The 21563-nt window shown below is 48.2% G+C and carries 21 protein-coding genes; 7 read left to right on the top strand and 14 right to left on the bottom strand.

The genetic code is table 11. The annotated features are described in order from the left end of the window. Positions 1-116: 116 nt before the first annotated feature. A complete protein-coding gene (gene asnB, locus KSP24_RS12900; RefSeq protein WP_025678748.1) occupies positions 117-1961 on the top strand; it encodes an asparagine synthase (glutamine-hydrolyzing) in 1845 nt (614 codons plus the stop codon). Between the two features lie 168 nt (positions 1962-2129). Here the strand turns inward: asnB and KSP24_RS12905 are convergent, their stop codons facing one another. From KSP24_RS12905 to KSP24_RS12915, 3 genes are all read right to left on the bottom strand, one after another. Continuing rightward, positions 2130-2762 (bottom strand): XTP/dITP diphosphatase, encoded by a 633-nt coding sequence (locus KSP24_RS12905; protein WP_216975282.1) that lies wholly within the window; start codon positions 2760-2762, stop codon positions 2130-2132. Continuing rightward, positions 2762-3523 (bottom strand): ribonuclease PH, encoded by a 762-nt coding sequence (gene rph / locus KSP24_RS12910; protein ID WP_013372747.1) that lies wholly within the window; start codon positions 3521-3523, stop codon positions 2762-2764. Before rph ends, KSP24_RS12905 begins: the two co-directional genes overlap by 1 nt. A 93-nt stretch (positions 3524-3616) precedes the next feature. Then, positions 3617-4675, bottom strand: coding sequence for a GerMN domain-containing protein (locus KSP24_RS12915; protein WP_216975283.1), 1059 nt, complete (start codon positions 4673-4675; stop codon positions 3617-3619). Between the two features lie 153 nt (positions 4676-4828). On the opposite strand from KSP24_RS12915, the gene KSP24_RS12920 reads away from it, so the two are divergent. Both KSP24_RS12920 and KSP24_RS12925 read left to right on the top strand, forming a co-directional pair. Next, positions 4829-5386: a phosphatidylglycerophosphatase A family protein gene (locus KSP24_RS12920; protein WP_025678754.1), complete on the top strand. Its 558-nt coding sequence runs from the start codon at positions 4829-4831 to the stop codon at positions 5384-5386. Between the two features lie 75 nt (positions 5387-5461). Next, positions 5462-5899, top strand: coding sequence for a GNAT family N-acetyltransferase (locus KSP24_RS12925; protein WP_019688451.1), 438 nt, complete (start codon positions 5462-5464; stop codon positions 5897-5899). 156 nt (positions 5900-6055) lie between these two features. On the opposite strand, the gene KSP24_RS12930 is transcribed toward KSP24_RS12925, so the two are convergent. The 5 genes from KSP24_RS12930 to KSP24_RS12950 all read right to left on the bottom strand — a co-directional run bounded on the left by KSP24_RS12930 (position 6056) and on the right by KSP24_RS12950 (position 10296). After that, positions 6056-6841 (bottom strand): SDR family NAD(P)-dependent oxidoreductase, encoded by a 786-nt coding sequence (locus KSP24_RS12930; RefSeq protein ID WP_216975284.1) that lies wholly within the window; start codon positions 6839-6841, stop codon positions 6056-6058. A gap of 103 nt (positions 6842-6944) precedes the next feature. Continuing rightward, on the bottom strand, positions 6945-7583 hold the full coding sequence (locus KSP24_RS12935; RefSeq protein WP_043886140.1) for a TetR/AcrR family transcriptional regulator: 639 nt from the start codon (positions 7581-7583) through the stop codon (positions 6945-6947). A 167-nt stretch (positions 7584-7750) separates the two neighbouring features. Continuing rightward, on the bottom strand, positions 7751-8386 hold the full coding sequence (locus KSP24_RS12940) for an NAD(P)-dependent oxidoreductase (protein WP_216975285.1): 636 nt from the start codon (positions 8384-8386) through the stop codon (positions 7751-7753). Between the two features lie 90 nt (positions 8387-8476). After that, positions 8477-9487: an MBL fold metallo-hydrolase gene (locus KSP24_RS12945; protein WP_216975286.1), complete on the bottom strand. Its 1011-nt coding sequence runs from the start codon at positions 9485-9487 to the stop codon at positions 8477-8479. Positions 9488-9510: 23 nt separating this feature from the next. Then, on the bottom strand, positions 9511-10296 hold the full coding sequence (locus KSP24_RS12950) for a class I SAM-dependent methyltransferase (protein WP_058710318.1): 786 nt from the start codon (positions 10294-10296) through the stop codon (positions 9511-9513). A gap of 264 nt (positions 10297-10560) precedes the next feature. On the opposite strand from KSP24_RS12950, the gene KSP24_RS12955 reads away from it, so the two are divergent. Then, positions 10561-11439, top strand: a complete 879-nt coding sequence (locus tag KSP24_RS12955; protein WP_216975287.1) for a DUF72 domain-containing protein — start codon at positions 10561-10563, stop codon at positions 11437-11439. Here KSP24_RS12955 and KSP24_RS12960 read toward each other — a convergent pair. Genes KSP24_RS12960 through KSP24_RS12980 form a run of 5 tightly spaced genes read right to left on the bottom strand, consistent with a single transcriptional unit; the run spans position 11431 to position 16470 of the window. After that, the gene (locus tag KSP24_RS12960; protein WP_216975288.1) at positions 11431-12546 is read right to left on the bottom strand and encodes a glycosyltransferase family 2 protein; all 1116 of its coding nucleotides are present in this window, start codon (positions 12544-12546) and stop codon (positions 11431-11433) included. The genes KSP24_RS12955 and KSP24_RS12960 overlap by 9 nt on opposite strands. Continuing rightward, entirely contained in the window at positions 12543-13418 is an 876-nt protein-coding gene (locus tag KSP24_RS12965) for a class I SAM-dependent methyltransferase (protein WP_064963389.1), read from the bottom strand. Before KSP24_RS12965 ends, KSP24_RS12960 begins: the two co-directional genes overlap by 4 nt. Then, positions 13411-14760: a nucleotide sugar dehydrogenase gene (locus tag KSP24_RS12970; RefSeq protein ID WP_013372759.1), complete on the bottom strand. Its 1350-nt coding sequence runs from the start codon at positions 14758-14760 to the stop codon at positions 13411-13413. Before KSP24_RS12970 ends, KSP24_RS12965 begins: the two co-directional genes overlap by 8 nt. Positions 14761-14762: 2 nt before the next feature. Continuing rightward, positions 14763-15743: a polysaccharide biosynthesis protein gene (locus tag KSP24_RS12975; protein WP_064963390.1), complete on the bottom strand. Its 981-nt coding sequence runs from the start codon at positions 15741-15743 to the stop codon at positions 14763-14765. A gap of 19 nt (positions 15744-15762) precedes the next feature. Beyond that, the gene (locus KSP24_RS12980) at positions 15763-16470 is read right to left on the bottom strand and encodes a glycosyltransferase (RefSeq protein WP_216975289.1); all 708 of its coding nucleotides are present in this window, start codon (positions 16468-16470) and stop codon (positions 15763-15765) included. Positions 16471-16685: 215 nt separating this feature from the next. Between KSP24_RS12980 and KSP24_RS12985 the strand changes: the two genes are divergently transcribed. Beyond that, entirely contained in the window at positions 16686-17399 is a 714-nt protein-coding gene (locus KSP24_RS12985; RefSeq protein WP_025678775.1) for a GT-D fold domain-containing glycosyltransferase, read from the top strand. A gap of 253 nt (positions 17400-17652) precedes the next feature. Next, positions 17653-18780, top strand: a complete 1128-nt coding sequence (locus KSP24_RS12990; protein ID WP_216975290.1) for an SGNH/GDSL hydrolase family protein — start codon at positions 17653-17655, stop codon at positions 18778-18780. Positions 18781-19002: 222 nt separating this feature from the next. Here KSP24_RS12990 and KSP24_RS12995 read toward each other — a convergent pair whose 3' ends face one another. Then, positions 19003-19419, bottom strand: coding sequence for a hypothetical protein (locus tag KSP24_RS12995; protein ID WP_025678777.1), 417 nt, complete (start codon positions 19417-19419; stop codon positions 19003-19005). Positions 19420-19583: 164 nt separating this feature from the next. Here KSP24_RS12995 and KSP24_RS13000 point away from each other — a divergent pair, with 164 nt between their 5' ends. After that, the gene (locus tag KSP24_RS13000; protein ID WP_216975291.1) at positions 19584-21563 is read left to right on the top strand and encodes a methyl-accepting chemotaxis protein; all 1980 of its coding nucleotides are present in this window, start codon (positions 19584-19586) and stop codon (positions 21561-21563) included.

The raw sequence follows: 21563 nt of genomic DNA on the forward strand, positions 1-21563 counted from the left end.
TTCGGAACGGACAGACATTTTATGCTTCTTTTCGGCATATATACTGATGAACTGGGGATTTAGTTTTTGATTCATTCCAACACTGGATGAACACGACAAAGAGAGGATGAATAGACATGTGCGGAATTACAGGTTTCATACAGTGGAACGGAGACTTGATGCATCAATCTGAGTTACTGCTAAATATGACGCAAACGCTCTCCGATCGCGGACCGGATGCTGCGGGTACCTGGATATCCAACCCGTGTGCCTTCGGACACCGAAGACTAAGCGTAATGGACCCGGAAAACGGCGCTCAGCCCATGATCCGGCAGCTTGAGGATATCACTTATACGATTGTATATAACGGGGAAATATATAACGCGCCTGAGCTGAAAAAAGAGCTGCAACAGCGCGGGCATTTTTTCCGTACACAATGTGACACAGAGGTACTGCTCGAATCCTATATCGAATGGGGCCCGGATTGTGTAGATCGGTTGAACGGCATCTTTGCGTTTGCGGTCTGGGATAGTGAGCGGGAGCAGGTATTTCTGGCACGAGATCGACTGGGAGTGAAGCCGCTATTTTATAGCCAAACCGAAGATGTATTCGTATTTGGCTCCGAACCCAAAGCACTGCTCCAGCATCCAGCCGTTGAGGCCGCCGTAGACGCCGAGGGACTGGCAGAAATTTTTATCATTGGGCCTGCACGCACTCCCGGACACGGCGTCTATTCATCGATGAAGGAATTGCGTCCCGGACATACCCTAACCTACAGCCGTGACGGCGTACGCATTCAAGCCTACTGGAAGCTCGAAAGCATTGCGCATGAGGATAACACCGAAGAAACGGCACTCAAGGTACGAGAGCTGTTGATGGATACTGTGGAGCGGCAGCTTATTTCGGATGTACCGGTATGTACCTTATTGTCTGGTGGGCTGGATTCAAGCGCTCTGTCCGCATTAGCTGTCGATTATTACAAACGTACCGGGCAAGGACAAGTTCATACGTATTCGGTCGATTATGTGGACAACGACAAGCATTTTAAAGCCCATGCGTTTCAGCCCGGAGCTGATGCCCCCTGGATACAGCGAATGGTCGATGAATTAGGGACAAATCATCACTGGATTGAATTCGATACACCAGAAGTTGTAGCAGCTCTGAACAACTCCACGCTAACGCGGGATTTACCCGGAATGGCGGACGTGGATTCGTCACTGTATCTCTTTTGCCGGGAGATTAAAAAGGGCGCTACGGTTGCTATTTCTGGTGAAGCAGCAGATGAAGTGTTTGGCGGATATCCATGGTTCCATCGGGAGGATATGCTGAACTCAGGCACATTTCCGTGGGCAGTTGCTCCCGATATGAGAGCGAGTCTGCTATCCCCAGAAGTGCGGGACTGGATCAAACCGCTGGAGTATTTGAACGACCGCTACTCAGAAGCAGTCGGAGAAGTACCAAAGCTACCGGGTGAAACAGGAAAAGCTGCGCAAATGCGCGTCATGTCTTATTTGAACATCACCCGCTTTATGCCTACCCTACTGGATCGCAAGGATCGGATGAGTATGGGGGTGGGACTCGAAGTACGGGTGCCGTATTGCGATCATCGGCTGGTGCAATATGTATGGAACATTCCGTGGAGCATCAAAATGACAGGCGGACGTGAAAAAGGTATTTTACGCAAGGCGCTGGAGGGTGTATTGCCGGATGATGTGCTGTATCGCAAAAAAAGCCCGTATCCCAAAACGCATAATCCCTCCTATCTTGCCGCTGTGAAAAAGCAGGCGCTGCAACTGCTGGACGATTCCTCTTCCCCACTGCTCAAGCTGATCGATGCGCAAAAGGTACGGGATATTGCCGCCTCACCGGAGGCATCCACCAATCTACCTTGGTTTGGCCAGCTGATGTCGGGTCCGCAGTTATTTGCTTACTTGACGCAAGTGGATAATTGGCTGCGCACCTACAAGGTGGCAATTCGATAAAATGTGCTAACTGCTTAAGTCGTAAAGTACGAGGTGGCAACCGCCCATCTTTCTTGATGCATACGATACGTGGAACAGAAAGTACCAAAAAAGGCTATCCGCAGCCTATGACTGACGGATAGCCTTTTTTTCGTATATGACAGGTATATTATTCGCCCTGCTACCAAACTATGCCTGCGGATTCCCTAGCTTTGTTGCTAAATTACGCAGGGCTATGCCCCGATGACTGATAGCTTGCTTTTGTTCCAACGTCAGCTCTGCCATTGTCTTTTCAAACTCTGGCAAATAGAACAGCGGATCATACCCAAACCCACCGCTGCCCGCGGTTTCAGTCGTAATCCAGCCCTCCACGGAGCCCGTCGATTCCAACGTCTCCCCAGTCTGTGGATTATACAGAATCAAGGTACAGACAAATTGAGCCGGGCTTAGCAAAGGCTGTCCGGTATCATCACCAAGCTGCTTCGATTCCAGAACGTCGAGTAGCTTGATATTGTTTTCGTGATCGCTGGCACCTTCTCCAGCATAACGAGCCGAATATACGCCCGGCGCACCATCCAGCAAGTCCACGCACAGACCGGAATCATCGGCCAGCACAGGCAATCCGAGCACATCTCCCACCGCTTTGGCTTTTTTTAACGCATTTTCGGCAAAGGTTGTGCCATCCTCAATGACATCAGGAATGTCGGGATAATCGTACATACTTCTGACTTCCTTGCCAAACGGCGCAAAAGCATGTGCAAATTCCCGTACCTTCCCTTTATTCTTCGTAGCGACAATGACAACCGGACCATCCAGTCGCATTAGGCCCCAGCTCCTGTACGTCCAGCACCAATCTTATCAGCAATCGGTCCGAGCACTTCTTTTTGGCGCTCAATCATTTGCAGAATCCCTTGTTCGCCCAAGCTAAGCAGCTGATCCAATTCCTGACGGTCGAATGGGCTTTCTTCCCCTGTACCTTGCAGCTCAACGTACTTTCCACTGCCAGTCATGACGAGATTCATGTCCACCTTGGCCTTGGAATCCTCTTCATAATTCAGATCCAGCAGCGCCTTGTCACCAACAACCCCTACGCTGACAGAAGCCAGGAAATCCGTAATAGGGAAAACGGGCAACTTGTGCTGGATCGCAATTTTATTTACTGCAATCGCCAACGCTACGAAAGAACCGGTAATGGAGGTGGTGCGTGTTCCGCCATCCGCCTGAATGACGTCACAGTCCAACGTAATCGTCCGTTCACCAAGCGCCTGCAAATTAACAACCGAACGCAACGCTCTTCCGATCAGACGCTGAATTTCCATAGTACGACCTGTCAGCTTGCCGCGTGCAGCTTCACGCTGATTACGGCTATGTGTCGCGCGTGGAAGCATGGAATATTCTGCGGTCACCCATCCTTTTCCTTGGCCCTTCATAAAGGGAGGAACGCGTTCTTCCACTGTAGCCGTACAGATGACTTTCGTCTCGCCAACCTCTATAAAAACAGAGCCCTCCGCGTATTTATTTACTCCTGCTGTCAATTTCATCGGGCGCAGCTCATCACCGTTTCGTCCGTTAGATCTACTCATGCTTTTTCCTCCTACGTCGTATGCAACCTGTTCTTATATGTTTATTTTACCAAAGTGTGCAGGCAAAAGCACCCCAAGGACGATTCCCTGTCCTTAAAGAGGAATTTCGTTAATGTGCTGCGGCTTGGCTACAGGCTCTCCATAATTTTGATTATTTTGTCCAATCACGCTTTTCTCACCATTCAGTTCAATCCGAATCTTCGTTTTGACCGCATCATCCGAATTGTCCGCCGCTGTCAGTACGACCGATTCCAAAAATTCAGCAGGTACGGCCTCTCCTTTGGCAAACATATCATCCGAGAGTGATACCGTAATGACGTTATCTTTGGAGCGTTCTACCGATTTCAGCGCCGTCTCCCCTGTCATCACTTCCTGCAATCCATCCTTGGTCTGTGGCCCTTGAATTAATTGATGCAGAGCTGACTGGACACGATCTTTTTCCGGACTGACCAGTCGTGTTACAGGTACATAATATTGTACCCCAGCAGGAGAAGATGAAGAGAAATACACGGTGACTGGACTGGAATCCAGGGGGGTCACGCCATGACCGACCTCCAAATTAATCCCTACTGCGCGCGTCAGCGGATGGTCGAGCGGTGTGCCGCCAACAGGCATTTCGTTCAGCTTTTTACCATCCACCCAAATCTGTACGCTCTTAATATCGGGACGATCGGTCAGGGTCCAGGTCAAGCTTTCCATTAATTTGCGTTCTTCCTGTGGCTTATAGTTGGCGAAAGATTTGTTAAATTCGACAACTGCCAGCTTGTTATTCTTGTCCACTGTCACACTTTTCACTTCTGTACCCTGAGGCAGTACACCTTTAAATCCTTCTGGTAATAATCCGGCATAAGGCCCGCCCTCAACCAGTGTTTCCAGCGCCGACTTGGCATCTGCCTGTACATCGCCTAAAGCAATCGGTAAAGATACAGGGGCCAGCAAGCCGTTATGATCTTGCAAAAAGACAGCCCTCAACTGCCCGGTCGTGGCAGGTGCTTTTCCAGTTACAGCCTTAATCATGGACTGCTCTGTCGTGGACGGCGGAGGGTCAATGGACGCGGCTTCGTTGCCGAAAAGGCTGCATCCGGACAACAACAGGGGCAGGGATAACAGCCCGGCTACAGAGGTCATACGCCATGGGTGTTTTAGGTTCATAAATGAAGTTCCTCCCTAACAATTTTGTACAGATTGTACTAATATGTATACGAGCCCCGCGTAAAAAATAACTATTTTTTTAGCAGACTGGACACACTGGTCATAATTGCAGTAGAAAATTAGGATCTACACGAGGAGGGTAACTTCAACTTTATGGACAAGAAAAAAGTACCTTACAGCTTGAATAGTAAAAAGGTAGCCGATGCCACCCGTGAGTGGCTGCACAAGCGTGGTGTAAGTATGACTGAAATTGCAGAACTGGTTATGCTTCTACAGAAAAAATATTACCCGAACCTAACGATGGAAGAATGTATAGAGAATGTGGACAAGGTGTTGATGAAGCGCGAGGTTCAAAATGCCGTGCTTACGGGCATCCAGCTAGATATTCTTGCGGAACAGGGTGCTCTTCTTCCCCCATTGCAGGATATGATTGAGCATGACGAGGGATTATACGGAGTGGATGAAATTCTAGCCTTCTCCATCGTTAATGTGTACGGCAGTATTGGATTTACCAATTACGGTTATGTCGATAAGCTCAAACCGGGTGTGCTGGAACGCCTGAACGATAAAAGCCTTGGACCGATTAATACGTTTTTGGACGATATTGTGGGTGCAATCGCAGCCTCGGCCAGCAGTCGTATCGCCCATCGCAAGCAGGCAGAGCGCGAACAGGAGCTTGGAGAAGAAAGCGCACCGAATACAACACGGTAAACAATGACACGCTAATTGCAAACAATGCGTTGGCGTACAATAGATATATACAAGGGTAAGAGGAGAACTAGAGACATGGCAAGCGTAACTGATGGATATACATTCCGTACGATGCAGGCTGACGATTATGATCAAGCTATTGCACTATGGAATGGCTTAGACGGGTTAGGATTGAGTGAGGCCGACTCACCGGAGCGGATTGCACGATTTTTGCAGCGAAATGAAGGCCTTAGCTTTGTCTGTGAGTACGCTGGAAACATCATAGGCACGATTTTAGCAGGCCATGATAGTCGCAGAGGATTTCTGTATCATCTGGGTGTAGCCACAGAACATCGTGGTCATGGGATTGCGCCCAGACTGGTAGATAAAGCGTTATCCGCTTTACTCAAGGAAGGCATTGATAAATGTCATCTGTTTGTGATGGAGCATAATATAGGAGGTCAACGCTTCTGGTCAGCTAACGGCTGGGAGAAGCGAGATGGGATTTTATTATATTCGCGAGATCTGGGATAGCATCTGAACGCTTGATCTATGTAAATAGGAACGCCGGGCCTGATTGCTTCTAGTTCAATTGAGCTGGAAGCAATCAGACCCGGCGTATAAAATTTCAGCTTATTGAGTGATAATCGTGACGATTAAGGATAGGCTATCTTGATTCATGAATTGCAATCAATTTTGAGGTCGTAGCGTACGTTCTACAATGTTAAGTGTGGATTGACGAGAGAAAAATCGGGATACTTGAGCTACCCAATAGTTTTGTCGACCAGATATCATATGACTGCGCCCTTTTTCAAATGCTTTCAAGGCATTATGGACGACAGTCTGGGGTGTTTCTCTGGAACCCACAGAGGCTTCACTGGAGCCTACTACATCAAAAAATGAGGTTTCGGTTGCACCTGGACAGAGGGCGAGCACTTTGAGTCCCCGTTTTCGATTTTCGGCCCACAGCGCTTCGCTAAACGAAAGTACGAATGCTTTGGTTGCTCCATATACGGCCATATAGGGATCAGGCTGAAATGCAGCGGTGGATGAAACATTGATGAGTCCACCATCCCGGTTACGCAATAAATCAGGCATAAATGCATGTGTGATATCGACTAAAGCAGCCACATTGAGCATCACTTCCTCATGCTGTCTTTCTCCTGAAACCTGCTCAAAGTACCCGTAGGTGGCAAAACCGGCGTTGTTAATCAGAAGATCTACCTTGAGTTGTTGGTACTGAACCTCTTGATGCAATGTTTGAGGAGCTCCTGGTGAGGATAAATCCAGCGCAATCACCGTAGCTTTTACGTTATATTTAGCGGAGAGTTCTTTCGCCAGTGTTTTTAATTTGGTTTCATTGCGCGCTACCAAAATGAGATTACATTTCTTAGCCGCGAGCGAATAGGCAAACGCCTCACCAATTCCGGATGAAGCCCCTGTGATGAGTGCTGTTTTGTTTGCATACATAAACATGATGATGACCTCCATAGTATCGTCGTTTTATTTCGGAAACATTGTTACCACTACTATATAATGAACTGAAGCCATCACGAAGACGACCTCAGCCACTTCATATTTACGCTGGAGATGACGAGGGTTTACATACATCGAGCGTATTCCTCAGTGTAAATGCATATACCTCTTGTGCCATGTCCACAGTCAAAAAATGACCTGCAAATTGTAGATGTATCACCCCGTGTAAAGCTGACCATAGCATTCGGACAACCAGTAGCGGGTCCTGCTCTTTCAGTGCTCCCAGCTCCATAGCGTGTATGACGGTTTGCAGGATTCGCGATAATGCCGTTGTGGTGCCCTCCAAACTCTGTTCATCTGGCTTAAAATCAGATAATGCCCCGCCAAACATCATTTTGTAATAGGCTGAATGAAGCCGCGCAAATTCCCAATATGCCCAGCATAATGCTTCCAGATCAGCGAGTACATTTTGGGTAACAGGTACTTGTTGAAAGGTTTCGGCCAATAGCCGGCATCCATCCAGATACATCTCATTGGCAAGACCATCCTTACTGCCAAAAATACTGTAAATGATCTTGGTGGAACAGCTTAATTTCTGTGCAACTCGCCGTACAGTCACAGCCTCAGGCCCTTCTTCTACAAGAAGGATGCATGCGGCATCAATCACATTTTTACGGAGCAATTGCTGTTGCTGTAACTTCACCTCAGAATAGGTTCTATAAGGTTGCGATGGCTCAGACATCATTCAATGCACTTCCTTTGCTTATCTCAGAAACACTGTTTCCTTATAGAACCATAGTATTCAATCCCGGAATGTTTGTCAAACAAAAAAGAGCGCAACATAAGTAGATACACTTACTGCGCTCTGGTTGGATGCTTATCAATAAAGCTATGTTTTGCGTTCCACGATCAATAGGCAATGCCCACCCTTGTACGGATAAAACCGCAACTCTTCCATTGACGATAGGTAAAATCAGCTGTATCCGCAGTGGTAATTTGTGAGCCGTCTTCGGGTAGAAAGTCTTTTTCCACGCGATATACACCTGTACGTCCGCCATCTGGCAGATAGGTCGGACATACGATTGTCCAGTCTAGTGCCGATTCACGCAGCAATTCGTACACCCGCCGATGCTCCTCGGCCGCACGGGTGCTGCGTCGCCGGGTATCGGAGGACTCGTATCGATACAGGCTCGGTTCGGTCCGGCTTTGCAAAATCCCTGCCGTTCCTACCGTTATGAGCCGGTGAATGGACTGCTCCTGCATCAGTCGAATCAGCAGACCTGTGCTAACGGATAAGGTGGTGGTTCCATCTGTATTCAGCGCACTGATCACAACTGCTGGCCCGCCCTTCAGCGCTTGTGCTATATCCTTCGCGTTGGTGGCATCACCCTGTACGATTTGCAGCTGTGTCCCGCATTGGGATGCGAAATCCTCCAACTTGTCCGGTGAACGAACTAGGGCAGTTACGGTATGACCATCCGTTAACGCATAATCTAATATAAAACGGCCCACACGTCCGGTAGCTCCCAGCAGCAGCAAATTCATAAAAGCCTCTTCCCCGGCATGCATGCCGCTTTGTCATGTTGTTCTGTCATGTTGCTTTGTCATATCGCTATATTCATTAACTTTCCGCCATTATGGACGGCAAAAGGAATGAAAGCTCGCGATGGGATTCTCCTCGCTCATAGAGGCCCGTTCACGGCGCACCAGCTCCACCAGATGGGCCAGCGTCTCGGACATGGCAAACCTTAGCTGGTGAATCCCCAGCTTGTCGCCGAACACGGCAATGCACAGCTCATAGGCTGTGCTGCCTTCCGGTTGGATCAGCTGCCAGAATTTCTCCAGCCGTTCTTCATGATGCGCCAGCAATGTTTGTGTCCGTTCGCGAAAATACCCAAACGGATTGCGATGCCCGGGATATGCCCAGGCGACCTCTAGCTCACCTAGGCGCTGCAAGCCGTCTATATAAGACTTCAGCGGCTGGGCATCGCTGCCCGGCAGCAGACTGATATTAGGAGAAATCTGCGGCAACACCGCGTCACCGCACAGAATAACGCCGCTATTCGGCTCATATAAGGACACATGCCCAGGCGCATGCCCTCCTGTCTCAACGGGCAGCCAGAACTGTCCGCCTAATTCCAGACGAGCGTCTATTCCGGTAGAGATGAAGGTAATCTCAGGCTGCGGATTCACTTGCAAATAAGCCTGCTGCATATGTGATTCCAAGGCTGATACCTGTTCCAAAGGAAAGCCATGCTGGACAAAAAAGCTAGGCAGTCGTTTCTCCATAGCGGTCGTCAATTCTGGAGCGTCCCACATCATCATCGCTTCCTTATGGCTGCGAGCTGACATATGTACGCGAGCCCGACCTTGCTGCTGCATCCACCCCGCCAATCCATAATGATCGGGGTGATGATGCGTCACCACAATGTCCGAAATATCCCCAAAGGACATACCCAGCTGTTGAAACACAAATGCCCATTCTGCCTCTGTATCCAGATTGCGCGGACCTGGGTCTACAATTGTAAAACCATGCTGTCCCTTGATCACATAGCTATTCACCCAGCGCAGCGGAAAAGACATGGATATTTTGACCTGAAAGCCTCCGTCTATTCGCTCACACGGCGTAAGCTCTGGCAATTTCATGGCTTCCCATCCGCCCTTCTGTTTCAAGCCCGCACACCGACAAAAATCATTCGGGGCGAAGCATCTTCGATATATTGATCTTCATCATAACTTCCGTGCACCTGCTCTACGGATAGCCCGGCTTGTTCTAGCAAATCACGGAACTTTTCATACGGATATAGCTTTACTCGCTCATAGTACACACGCACGGGTTCTGCGTCAGCGTGAGTGGTACCCAGCTCTGAGGCTGCTTCTGTAGTCGTCACAGATGCGGCTGACCGAATGGCAATTTGCTTTTTCACAAATCCATCTTCAATGACCCGGTGCTCCTCAATCCAATTTCCTTCATCCTCCCGGGACGAATGCGGTACCAAATGAGCAGCTACGTAGGAAGGGTTCAAATAATCTATAATAAAACGGCCTCCCGGTTTCAATAGACGATAAATTTCCTTTAATACTTTAAGCTGCTCCTCATCCTTTTCAAAATAACCGAAGGAGGTGAACAAATTCATCACTGCGTCATAACTTTCATCCAGCGGCACCTCTCTCATATCCCCTTGATGCCAACTTACCCGCCCTTCGGAATCAGCTGCACGAGCCTCTCTCAGTAGCACATTGGAAAGGTCCACACCTGTCACCTTATAACCTGCATCTGCGAGCGCAAGCGAATGACGTCCCATCCCACAGCATAAATCCAATACGCTGGAGCCTTGCGGTAATTTGAGCCAGGAGATCATTTTTTGCACTTCCTGATAGGCTCCCTGAAAGTCGCGATGCTTGTATACCAATAAATAATCTTCCCCAAAGCTTTGCTCGTACCATTCTGCCATATCGTTTCTCCTCCATGAACTCATTTCGCTCTATTACATACTATATTAGCTTTTTCAAACTGGAAACTCAAAAACATTACGAATAAGCATTTTTTTAAAGCACAAGGCTTCCTGTCATGAGAGCATGTTACAATAAACGTATTTGAGCTTAAATAATCATAGGAACTTCATACCAACTTCATGTGATTTACCCCATTTTATCATTAAAATGAATCATGGGAACGCCTTTACAGAGGTTTCATGCAGGAAAGGAGCGGCAAAGTTATGATTCAAATTGGACTGACGGGTTGGGGCGATCACGATGACTTATATCCAACGGGCACTAAAGCTAACCAAAAACTAAGTGTCTATGCAAGCCATTTTCCGATAGTAGAGATGGATAGTTCTTTTTATGCAGTACAGCCTACGGATCGTATGGCGCGCTGGGCGGCGGAAACTCCAGATTCCTTTTCATTTCTCGTCAAGGCCTATCAAGGCATGACCGGACACACCCGCGGCAAACAGCCTTACTTCAAAACGATAGATGCCATGTACGAAGCACTGCATGCATCCATACTACCTCTTCGCGAAGCGGGCAAGCTGAAAGCCGTGCTGTTTCAGTACCCGCCCTGGTTTGACTGCACACGTGAGAATGTCGCCATACTGCGAGACACGAAAAATAGGATGGGAGAGATCCCATCCGTACTTGAGTTTAGACATCAAAGCTGGTTCACACCAGATTTTCGGAAGCAAACGCTGGCATTTATGCTTGAGGAAGGCTGGATACATAGCGTATGCGACGAGCCGCAGGCAGGACCCGGGTCAGTTCCCATTGTGCCGCAGGCTACAGACAGCAACCTGACCATCGTACGTCTTCACGGACGGAACATATCAGGCTGGAATCAAAGCTCCGCGCCTAATTGGCGGGAGGTTCGTTATCTGTATCGGTACAATGAACAGGAATTGGCCGAATGGAAAGACAGATTGCTGGAACTGGAGCAGCAAAGCCGTGAGGTATGCGTGATATTCAACAACAACTCAGGTGGAGACGCCGCTGCCAATGCCAAGCAACTCATGACCATGCTGGGCATGGAGCCTAAGCCTTTTCCACCTCGCAAGCCGCCTGATGCGGATCACGGGCCAGAACAGCTTGAATTATTTTGAGGACCGGGCTGTGGATGAATGATTGGGGATTACCTTCCTGAGCTTGCGTTCGTTATCCAGCAAATGCGGATCATCAGGCAAATAACGTAAAGCGGCTTGGTTGTGCTCATACGAAGCTTCCAGCTTACCCATATGTGCATAGCAATAACTGAGCCGCACATGAGGTAACCAAGAGTAGCATGGCAGTGGGACAGGTCGCATACCAGGAAGGTGATGCTGTTGCTCCGTTGCTCTTTCATACCAATATGCGGCAGTATTCCATTCGTTTCTTGTGAAAAACCAGTCCCCGATCATGCAGCACAAGTCTGCTTGCGGCACCCCGTATCGAAAAGAACGTAGCAGACGATCCAGCTGTTGCTCGGGCTTCCCGAGATGGAGATAGCATTCAGCCGATCGCGCACAAGCAGTAATCCGATCCTCCCGGTAGCCGCTCGGCTCCTCCAGCAGATGGTCGAAGGCTTCTGCTGCCTCGGTATATTCCTTGCGGTCAAAGCATTCATTGGCGTGAAAATACAGTAAACGCCCTTCCAGCTTGCCGCTTTCGCTGATCCACCGGGCGAGAATACGTTGGTTACGGAGCGTATGGTCTTGCATTCGGCGATGTGTCACTGCCACATCCGAATGTACGATTTGCCCCTGAGGTATCACCAGATCCTCATGCAGGCGCCCTTCCCAGCGGTATTGTTGATCCCGCTTCACAAGGCGTATACGGCGTGAGGTGAACAACAGTTCACCCTGCTCACCCTCTGCCAAGTGAAGTGGCATCACCACCGCGTCGATATGCTTAGACAATCGCTGCTTTAAGGAACGCAGACGTTCACGATCGGGTTCCAATAGCACATCATCCGCATCCAGCCACATGATATAGGAACACGTTGCCTTGTCAAACGATTCATTACGAGCGGCGGCAAAATCATCCATCCATTCAAACGTATATATCCGATCCGTATAGCGCGCTGCTATCGTCTTTGTCTGATCCGTCGATCCCGTGTCCACGATGATAATTTCATCCATCAGGTCTGCGACCGAATCCAGACACCGGGCCAGTGTCTGCTCCTCATTTTTTACAATCATACACAAGCTGATGGTCATTAGATGCTCAGTCATGACTTCACGTCATCCCCTTTACCGTTGGCTGATTCTTCCGTTGTTTTTCCGGTAGACTTGCCATCAGTATATGCACCTCTCCTTTCAGTCTGCGTCTTGTCTATCTGTTCGGGACGCATAACCCTCTCCAATGGAAATAGTTGTTGCTCCATATACCGGATTCGCTGTACCGCCTTGTCGAGTGCAGCCTTTCGCTGATTCATTTTGCGAACATGCTGCTGCTCTACCCGTCGAAACTGCTCCTCATCCAGTTTCATCCACTCATTCAGTTGCTCTGCTCCTGGCATAGCCTCACGCAGCTCTTTTGGCTTCTTGTGACCTGCAAAGCACAAATATTTATGATGTACCTCCAGCGCTTGCTCTTTAAAGTAAGGATACAGCACACGGGAGAGACTTCCGGCATAGTAAGTCCGTTTGTGATCGTGAAATGGATGATATCCATAAGGTACAGACAGGACGAGCGTCCCCTTTTTATTCAACAAGCGGTAAGCATGGGCCAGCAGGGTGTCGGGATGCGCAAAATGTTCCAAAATCTCTCCTAAAATAATAGTGTCAAAACCACCGGGAGGACGTTCAAATTGTGAAATGTCCTTTAACTGAAAATGGACTCGTCCCCTGACGGGTGCAGATTCCTGACGAAGTTCTTTTTTTGCATAAGAAATACTGTCTTCTTCCAAATCAATGGCCGTTACCTCAAAGCCTTCCCGCGCAAGCAAAATGGACGTTATCCCCTGACTGCATCCAACATCCAGCACGGTACGACCCTGTACATGGCGACAAATCCAGTGAATTCTATTGCGGGTGGCTTCATGAGATTCCTCTGAATTAATCTGTCCGTAATAACGTTCGTTTACCTGATCACGGTTAGCCAACAGCGGCGCCCCCTCCGTCACCAGGATGCCCCAAAATCACGACATGTCCACCTGTGCAATGTGCAGTCGCATTACGTGTATCGAAGACCAGCCGAGCATGGTCAACCAACTGTTGGTAGTTCACCACAGAATGGTCTGTCGTGATGACCACAATATCTGCACTTTCCCACAGCTGGGCATTTGCCGTCCGAGATGGGATTTCTTCACCATTCAGCTTAAAACTCGATACATACGGGTCGGTGAAGCTAACCGAAGCACCCATTTTTGTTAGATGCTCGAACAGGACAAGAGCCGGGGATTCCCGAACATCATCAATGTCCTTTTTGTAGGCTACACCCGCCAGAATGATGTTGGCCTTGTTTATGGCTTTCCCTTCCTGAGCTAGCATGGATTCGATTCGCTCCGCGATATACAGTGGCATACGCCGATTCATGCGGTCTGCCAGATCCACGAATTCCAGCGGAAAACCGTGCTGCTCCGATTTCCACGACAGGTATAGAGGATCAACCGGGATACAGTGTCCCCCAATGCCTGGTCCCGGATAAAAAGGCATGTAGCCGAACGGCTTGGTTGCCGCTGCATCCAGTACCTCCCATATATTGATGCCAATTTTCTCACAGGCCGCTGTCAGCTCATTGACCATTCCAATGTTGACACTGCGAAACGTATTCTCAAACAGCTTGGCGGCTTCAGCCACGGTTGTTGAGCTAACCGGAACAATCTGATCCAAAAAAGACCCGTAAAAACCTGCTCCCGCTGCCAGACAATCCGGTGTGCAACCGCCGATCACCTTAGGGGTGTTGCGAATGTTAAAATGGACGCTGCCCGGATCGACACGTTCCGGTGAAAAGCACACATAAAAATCCTTACCCACTGTCCATCCCCTGCGCTGCTCTATCACTGGCCGAATCAGTTCTTCGGTCGTTCCAGGATAGGTGGTGCTTTCCAGGATCAACAGCGTTTGTCTACGCAAATGAGGTATGGCCTGATCAATAGCCGTCTCAATATAGGACGTATCCGGTTGATGTCCATCCGTCAGCGGCGTAGGCACACAAATCACGACGATATCCGCATGCTCTAGCACCTTGATATCCGTAACTGGATGCAATTGCTGTCCGATCAGACCTTCCAATGCATCATCGCCAATGTCTATGATGTACGACTTTCCTTGAAGCAGCTTGGCTACTTTGACAGGATCGGAATCCACACCATATACGTCATAACCAGCCTGTGCCATTTCCACTGCCATGGGCAGCCCTACATAACCGAGGCCGATCACAGCCACCTTTACAGTTCCTTTTGTGATTTTTCCCATAAGCTGCAAAATACCCACCTCTTTCATCGTTACTCCATACCTTGCAGTAACTCAGCAATTCCAGCGCGATCCATTAACTCATCGTCCGAACGATATTGTTCGAAGCTCACCCGCTCCAATCCACCATATTGACTCAACAAACGCTTGTCTGCTTGCTGGGGAAGAATAACAAAATAACGATCATCATAGCGATACGTGTGCGGCACCTCATAGGGCGAAATCAGCACCTCATGCAGCTTTTCCCCACCACGTATACCAATTTCTTTCACTTTTAACTTAGGCTGTCCTGCCTGTTCTTTCATCACCTCTGCCAAATCCGCAATATTGCAACCCTTCATTTTCATGACTAGCGTCTCTCCACCAATCGCCGTAACAGAAGCCTTTAGCAGCAAGCCAATTGCCTCTCCGAGCGTGAGGAAGAAACGTGTCATATCTGGGCTCGTCAGCGTTAAATTCTGACCTTCCGCGATCTGGCGTTTGAACAGGGGCACGACACTTCCACTTGTCCCTAGCACATTGCCGCCGCGAATACACACAAAGCGAGTACGCTCACTTAAGGCGTTGGCGCGGATCATCAATCTTTCGCCAATCGCCTTCGTCATCCCATAAACATTCACCGGGTCTACCGCCTTGTCTGTAGAAACATCAATGACCTTGGCGACTCCCTGCTCTATGCTGGCCCGAATCACATTTTCCGTACCATGTACGTTCGTCTTGAAAGCCTCTTCCGGCTGTTTCTCACACACAGGGACATGCTTTAATGCCGCCAAATGGAACACATAATCTACCCCGTGACAAGCCTCCTGCAATGCCTGAAGGTCCCGAATATCTCCAATCATGAAATTCAGCCGGGGATCAGACTGGAATTGCCGCTGCATGGCAATCTGCGCAAATTCGCCGCGTGAGAAAATACGAATTTCCGTCGGTCCCTCCTTCAGCAATTCAGCTGTTAGGCGTTGCCCCCAAGATCCCGTTCCTCCGGTCACCAGCAGTTTTTTTCCTTTGAACAATATAATCTCCTCCTGACCGTTACGAATTGGCAATGCCTGTGCCCAAAAATTCAGCCAGCACCGCGTTCATTTCATTTTCTGAGAGTCGATCCTTTGCCGGCACCTTTTTCACCGAAGTATTGGCGGCATGAATGACATTCACATAGTTGCGAAGCGGAATCACCTCATGTGGCAGCTCCGTTACATATCCGTGTGTGCCTTTCCCAGGAATAACGACACGGTAATCATTCAGAAATCCCTCTACTTGATAGCGAAACACATAAAAGGAAGGCGAGCGGTGAAACACCGGTGCCATCTGTCCCTCAACCGCATCCCATAAGTACCCCATTTGATTTACCAGTGCAACTGTATCCGGTTGAAACTTGTAATCATGCAACTGCTGTACAAATGACTGGTGGTACAAATCGTCGGAATCAATTCTAGCAATGAGCAGTTCGTCCGCGCCTTCGATATACGCATTGATACGACGTTTACTTTCAATGCTCGTACCAAAACGGATGTGCTCGGGAATTGGTTCACGTTGGGCCAGTTCCTCTTCCACAATGTTGCTGCATCCACCCGCCAACTTGACGACAGATAAAAAATCCGCATTCGTCTGATTGAGCAGACTCCGCAGTGTAAAGGTTCTGAATATATCCAATCGCTCGCTAATCCACTCACGTGTCAGGCGGTTGGGATTCATCCCATAGTTATTAAAGTTAATTTCAATCACAATCTTGCGATTCATTGAACTTCCTCCCTTTCATCCGTCTTCTCTCAAGTTATGAAGACGCTCCTGAAACGGCACGTACAGATGCAACAACTCTTGCAAAAATAGGTAGAATCGAAAAAGAATAGCCGTTCATACAAAAACCTTTTTACTTTCGACATATGATAGAATACGAAGTTTTTGGCTCTATTTGAAAAGTCGAACAAGCAGGACTGACAGGGAGGAAACAAGATATGACATATCCAAAATATCTGGAGATTGACGAGGTATTGAAACGTTTGAAGCTAGCACTCGATCAGCACCAGCCCTTCTCACTCATACGTATTGGAGATGGCGAAAATTTGGTATTGGCTCAAGACACCGTCTGGCCGATGGAAAAGGTGTTACAGGAACGCTGGGCAATCAAAGCCAATCTCGGCCAAAAGGGACTATTTCTGCCGAATACGGAACTACGAGACGCAGTGGCAGAGGCAGTGAGCAAAGCCAGCATAGCTGGCATTTTGCCTTATGATGACGAATCTATTAAAGCACCATCCTATATGAAGCGGGAGCTGACCGATCAGGTCTTTGCTCACTATGATCTTTCTCCCGCGCTGACTTGCCATGCCTGCCTGAATCGATATTTGGCGGAGACACCCGCTTTCTGGAACATCCTGAAAAATCGACGCATTCTACTGGTGACCCGGACAGCTGCTGAAGTAAAGCCTGTTCTTGAAGCCGATCCGTATGGGCTGCATATCGCGCACACGATCGCATTTCATCAATATGAACAGATGCCGGAAACACTCGGGTGGATCGCAGCACACAAAGATGACTTTGATATTGCGCTGTTCTCTTGTGGTGTCAATGCAGTGGTATTGGCGCAAAAAACAGCAGAATTAACTAGCAAAGTAGGTATAGACTTCGGCAAGGCGATTAATATCGTCATGTTCGGCAAAGCTAATTAAAGAATGAAAGTAATATCTGAAAAAAAATCAAATTCGGTAACTGTGCTCTGAATATCAAAAAAGCATCAGCAAAATGAAACCTGCTGGTGCTTTTTGCTATCCATTGCTGCCATAAAGTTCGTATTTGCTCAAAATCATTCATATAAAGCCTTGAACCCTGACTTCTTAAAATAGAATTTGAGATTCCCTGTTACTTCTTTTACAATATTACAGAAACTAGCATTCATTCGAGATCATGAGGAGGATGTTGAGTATGTCGCATAACAAGAGATTGAAGACATACCCACTTGCAAAAGCAAAGCATGTAAAGGTTCATGGCCGAACTACGCCAATACTTACACCTCTCACTCTATTTTGGACAGGCAGCGGCATTGAATTGAATATGAAAGGCTCAGAGCTATGGATTGAAATCGAAGCCGATTATCAGATCTATGAGTCTTGGATCAGTATTGTCGTCAATGGTGTCCCGATGAGTCGCCTGATGGTGACCGCTGGTCGGCATTGGATCTGTCTTTTGAGAGGTTTGAACTCTGACACGGTCAAAAATGTTCGTATCGTCAAGGATGTCCAGCCTATGAGTTCGGACTCACGCTGCTTGTTGCAAATCCATGCCCTGAAGGTTGACGGAGAATTGCTGCCGGTCCCTGATAAACCTCTTAAGATAGAATTTATCGGTGACAGCATTACTTCAGGAGAAGGAACAATTGGAGCAAAGGAAGAGACAGACTGGGTTCCTATGCTGTTCACGGCCCTACGCAATTATACAGCCATAACAGCCGAGGCACTGAATGCGGATTACCGAGTGTTCTCACAAAGCGGATGGGGTGTGCTAACAAGCTGGGATAACAATCCACATGGGAATATACCGGCATATTATGAGCAGATATGTGGTGTACTCACCGGCGAGAGAAATGAAGCATTAGGGGCCTTTGCCGATCATGATTTTACCTCTTGGCAGCCGGACGTGGTCGTAGTGAATTTGGCGACTAATGACGGTGGGGCCTTTTATTCTCCAGCATGGACAGACCCGGTAAGTGGGAAAGTGTATAAGCAACGTTTGAATGAGGATGGCACGTTCAATGAAGAAGATTTACAAGCTTTTGAAAACGCTACCAAACATTTCCTTGTCAAGCTTCGGAGCTGCAATCCTACTGCCCATATTGTGTGGGCTTATGGAATGCTTGGTACTCCAATGATGCCAGCGATCTACCGGGCGGTAGACGCATACAAGAAAAGAACGAAGGATCGGAAGGTGTCGGTATTCCAACTGCCTAACACGACAGAAGAAACGATAGGGTCTCGCAGCCATCCCGGACTTTCCGCCCATACTAAAGCAGCAGAAGAGTTGGCTAGGTATTTGCAAGAAATTTTAAAGAATTAAAAGCCGGGAAATACAATCAAACTTTATAGAATACACTCCGAGGGAAATCACAACAACCAGATCATTTGGGTTCTGAGTGTTGTGGTTAAAGATCATAGCCACAGCCTGCGGCAAATATCTGCCCCAGGCTGTGGCTGGTAGGCTTGAAGCGCAGCCGCCTAATCCCAGGAAAACCATGAATAGGTAGCAAGCCTGAACCAGGGAATACTTGTCTGATATATTTTACAAAAACGGAGTTGAAGCGATGCCCGTGAATACCTCAGGACCATTACGAACAGTGGTCGATACACCCGAAATATAAGAAGAATATACCGTTTGTATTGCCCAAGGAGCGGACAAATCCTGTGCATTAAAAGCTTGCGTTTCATTTGATCCTGTCACGCCCAGCACCCCCTCGGCGCGGTAGACTACCTCGCTCGGATCATAGTCGGCTCCACGCACGATTTCAACCGCATACGTATCACCAAGCTCACCGATCAGACCAATCGAACCACTAAAAGACACAATCGGATTCGGCACAAGAAAGGTTCGCAGCGTAATCATACCGAATCGCTCTGGTACAGGACCCAATTGAATATCGGGACCCTCCCCTGTTTTTGATGAATTGGTGGAGCTTCTCATATCTAGAAAAAAACCCATACCTTATCCCTCCAATTGCAAGATACTCCATGCTATGCAAGCAATTTCTTAGACGTATTGGACAAATTAGCAATAAATCTATCAATTCAGCTCGAAAAAACCGATAGTAAATACATATGGTGTAAGCTTTTGAAATGAATATATAGATAGAAAGCAGGGGTTTGATGAAACAACTGAAACGACTGAAAACTTTAACACTACGCAAGAAATTGACAGCAGCATTCCTGCTGGTCATGCTTGTTCCTAGTATTATTGTGGGCTCTTTCTCTTATCAGGCAGCATATAACCAGACTGATCGCCAATTACAGGACAGTGCGACATCTAGCGTTACCGCATCTGATCGTGCAGTTACTCAAACGATTCAAGCCAAACTCGCCGATCTGGAATATTACTCTACAACGTTGACGGCTAGTGATGACAGCGCTGAGGCAGATGATGCCATTCTAAAAAGATTACAAGTGTATTTGAAAATGCATGCGGAAGTTGTTGATATGTTTGTAGGAACTCCCGAAGGTAAACTTATCATTGGCAAAGCCGTAGGCTCCACAAACGATCCTCGAGAGCGTCCGTGGTATAAACAGGCCATGGAGAAACCCGGTCAAACCGTAATCAGCCCTGTCGGGCTCAATACGGCCAAGGTCCCCGTTGTGTACATTTCACGTACACTTCCCGACAACAGTGGTGTTCTCGGTCTTTCTCTGAATTTGAATAATTTAAAAGAAATCACAAAGCTAAGAATCGGACAAAATGGATATATTGTGATATTTGATAGTACCAAACGTATCGTTACCCACCCGACAGAAGTCAGTGGGAGTACCGAAATGGGAGAAAAAACGCCTGAATTGTTTGCCTCCAAGGAAGGCAGCTTCGATCACAATGATGCTGGCGTAGCTAAACATCTGATCTTCAAAACCAATGAGCTGACAGGCTGGAAAATTGCCGGAACGATGGACAAATCCGAAACCCGTGCCTCCGCCCAACCGATTCTTCTCACGACAATCGTAGTGTTGGTCATTGCAGCCATCATCATTGGTGTGCTCGCAATGTGGCTAATCAGCAGCATCCTTAAACCTATCCATAGATTGCGTAACTCTATGGATGCCATCAGCCAAGGTAATCTATCGATTAACGTGGCTACGAACAGCACAGATGAAATTGGTGAACTATCGAGATACTTCCAGCAAATGGTGGATAATTTGCGTAACATCATTAGAGAAATTCAGGCAATGACAGGCAATTTGTCAGCATCCTCGCAAGAGCTTGCCGCAGGTGCAGAACAAACGACCCGTGCCATCGAGCATGTGACCATAGCCATTCAGGATGTCGCTGCCGGCAGCGAACGTCAGGTGGACAGTGCTAAAGATAATCAGGAACGAGTTAGCGGCATGTCTGCTGACATTACAGCTATGACCAACACCATGGCAGAAATGACCACTTATTCCGCACAAGCTATTCAGGCGTCGGATGCAGGCAGTGAGCATATCGGCAATAGTGTCATCTCCATCGATGGTATTCGCACTACCGTGGAAGAGCTCGATACGATTATCAGCGCTTTGAGTGACCGGTCCGGACGAATCGGAACGATTGTCACCGTCATTACGGAAATTGCTAGCCAGACTAATCTGCTCGCACTGAACGCTTCTATTGAAGCAGCACGCGCAGGAGAGCACGGCAAAGGTTTTGCTGTCGTAGCAACAGAGGTTCGCAAACTGGCTGAAAACTCAGCTTATTCCGCACAGCAAATTCGTGAACAAATTCAAGGGATACAGAGCGGTGTATCTGAAGCTCTAATCGCTATGGAATCTGCCAAGGAACGTGTAACTGAAGGCATCAATTCCATTGATCTATCGGGTCGCTCCTTCTCGCGCATCCGTAGAGCGGTAGCTAAATCAGCGAAGCAGCTCGATAACGTGGCCGCTTCTACCGCCGGAGTTGCTAATGGAACGAATGCAGTCGTTAGCAGCATGGAGGAAATTACACGCATCGCTGAAGAAGCAGCCTCTCATACAGAGACTGTGTCCGCAGCCGCAGAGGAACAGCTCGCCTCCATGGAAGAGATCGGCTCGTCTGCCGAAGATTTGACCCGTCTGGCAGAGCAACTTCAAGATTTGCTGACACAATTCCAATTGGATGAAACAAAATAA

This window comes from Paenibacillus sp. AK121, assembly GCF_019042715.1.
In the GTDB taxonomy this organism is placed as follows: domain Bacteria; phylum Bacillota; class Bacilli; order Paenibacillales; family Paenibacillaceae; genus Paenibacillus; species Paenibacillus polymyxa_C.

What these genes read in the sequence shown, in the direction of transcription:
- KSP24_RS12970 (WP_013372759.1), bottom strand. Translation starts at nt 14,760, where the DNA reads ATGAAAGAGGTGGGTATTTTGCAGCTTATGGGAAAAATCACAAAAGGA.
- KSP24_RS12925 (WP_019688451.1), top strand. Translation starts at nt 5,462, where the DNA reads ATGGCAAGCGTAACTGATGGATATACATTCCGTACGATGCAGGCTGAC.
- KSP24_RS12945 (WP_216975286.1), bottom strand. Translation starts at nt 9,487, where the DNA reads ATGAAATTGCCAGAGCTTACGCCGTGTGAGCGAATAGACGGAGGCTTT.
- KSP24_RS12960 (WP_216975288.1), bottom strand. Translation starts at nt 12,546, where the DNA reads ATGACTGAGCATCTAATGACCATCAGCTTGTGTATGATTGTAAAAAAT.
- KSP24_RS12930 (WP_216975284.1), bottom strand. Translation starts at nt 6,841, where the DNA reads ATGTTTATGTATGCAAACAAAACAGCACTCATCACAGGGGCTTCATCC.
- KSP24_RS12940 (WP_216975285.1), bottom strand. Translation starts at nt 8,386, where the DNA reads ATGAATTTGCTGCTGCTGGGAGCTACCGGACGTGTGGGCCGTTTTATA.
- KSP24_RS12920 (WP_025678754.1), top strand. Translation starts at nt 4,829, where the DNA reads ATGGACAAGAAAAAAGTACCTTACAGCTTGAATAGTAAAAAGGTAGCC.
- KSP24_RS12905 (WP_216975282.1), bottom strand. Translation starts at nt 2,762, where the DNA reads ATGCGACTGGATGGTCCGGTTGTCATTGTCGCTACGAAGAATAAAGGG.
- KSP24_RS12915 (WP_216975283.1), bottom strand. Translation starts at nt 4,675, where the DNA reads ATGAACCTAAAACACCCATGGCGTATGACCTCTGTAGCCGGGCTGTTA.
- KSP24_RS12935 (WP_043886140.1), bottom strand. Translation starts at nt 7,583, where the DNA reads ATGTCTGAGCCATCGCAACCTTATAGAACCTATTCTGAGGTGAAGTTA.
- KSP24_RS12990 (WP_216975290.1), top strand. Translation starts at nt 17,653, where the DNA reads ATGTCGCATAACAAGAGATTGAAGACATACCCACTTGCAAAAGCAAAG.
- asnB (WP_025678748.1), top strand. Translation starts at nt 117, where the DNA reads ATGTGCGGAATTACAGGTTTCATACAGTGGAACGGAGACTTGATGCAT.
- KSP24_RS12955 (WP_216975287.1), top strand. Translation starts at nt 10,561, where the DNA reads ATGATTCAAATTGGACTGACGGGTTGGGGCGATCACGATGACTTATAT.
- KSP24_RS12980 (WP_216975289.1), bottom strand. Translation starts at nt 16,470, where the DNA reads ATGAATCGCAAGATTGTGATTGAAATTAACTTTAATAACTATGGGATG.
- rph (WP_013372747.1), bottom strand. Translation starts at nt 3,523, where the DNA reads ATGAGTAGATCTAACGGACGAAACGGTGATGAGCTGCGCCCGATGAAA.
- KSP24_RS12995 (WP_025678777.1), bottom strand. Translation starts at nt 19,419, where the DNA reads ATGGGTTTTTTTCTAGATATGAGAAGCTCCACCAATTCATCAAAAACA.
- KSP24_RS12985 (WP_025678775.1), top strand. Translation starts at nt 16,686, where the DNA reads ATGACATATCCAAAATATCTGGAGATTGACGAGGTATTGAAACGTTTG.
- KSP24_RS13000 (WP_216975291.1), top strand. Translation starts at nt 19,584, where the DNA reads ATGAAACAACTGAAACGACTGAAAACTTTAACACTACGCAAGAAATTG.
- KSP24_RS12950 (WP_058710318.1), bottom strand. Translation starts at nt 10,296, where the DNA reads ATGGCAGAATGGTACGAGCAAAGCTTTGGGGAAGATTATTTATTGGTA.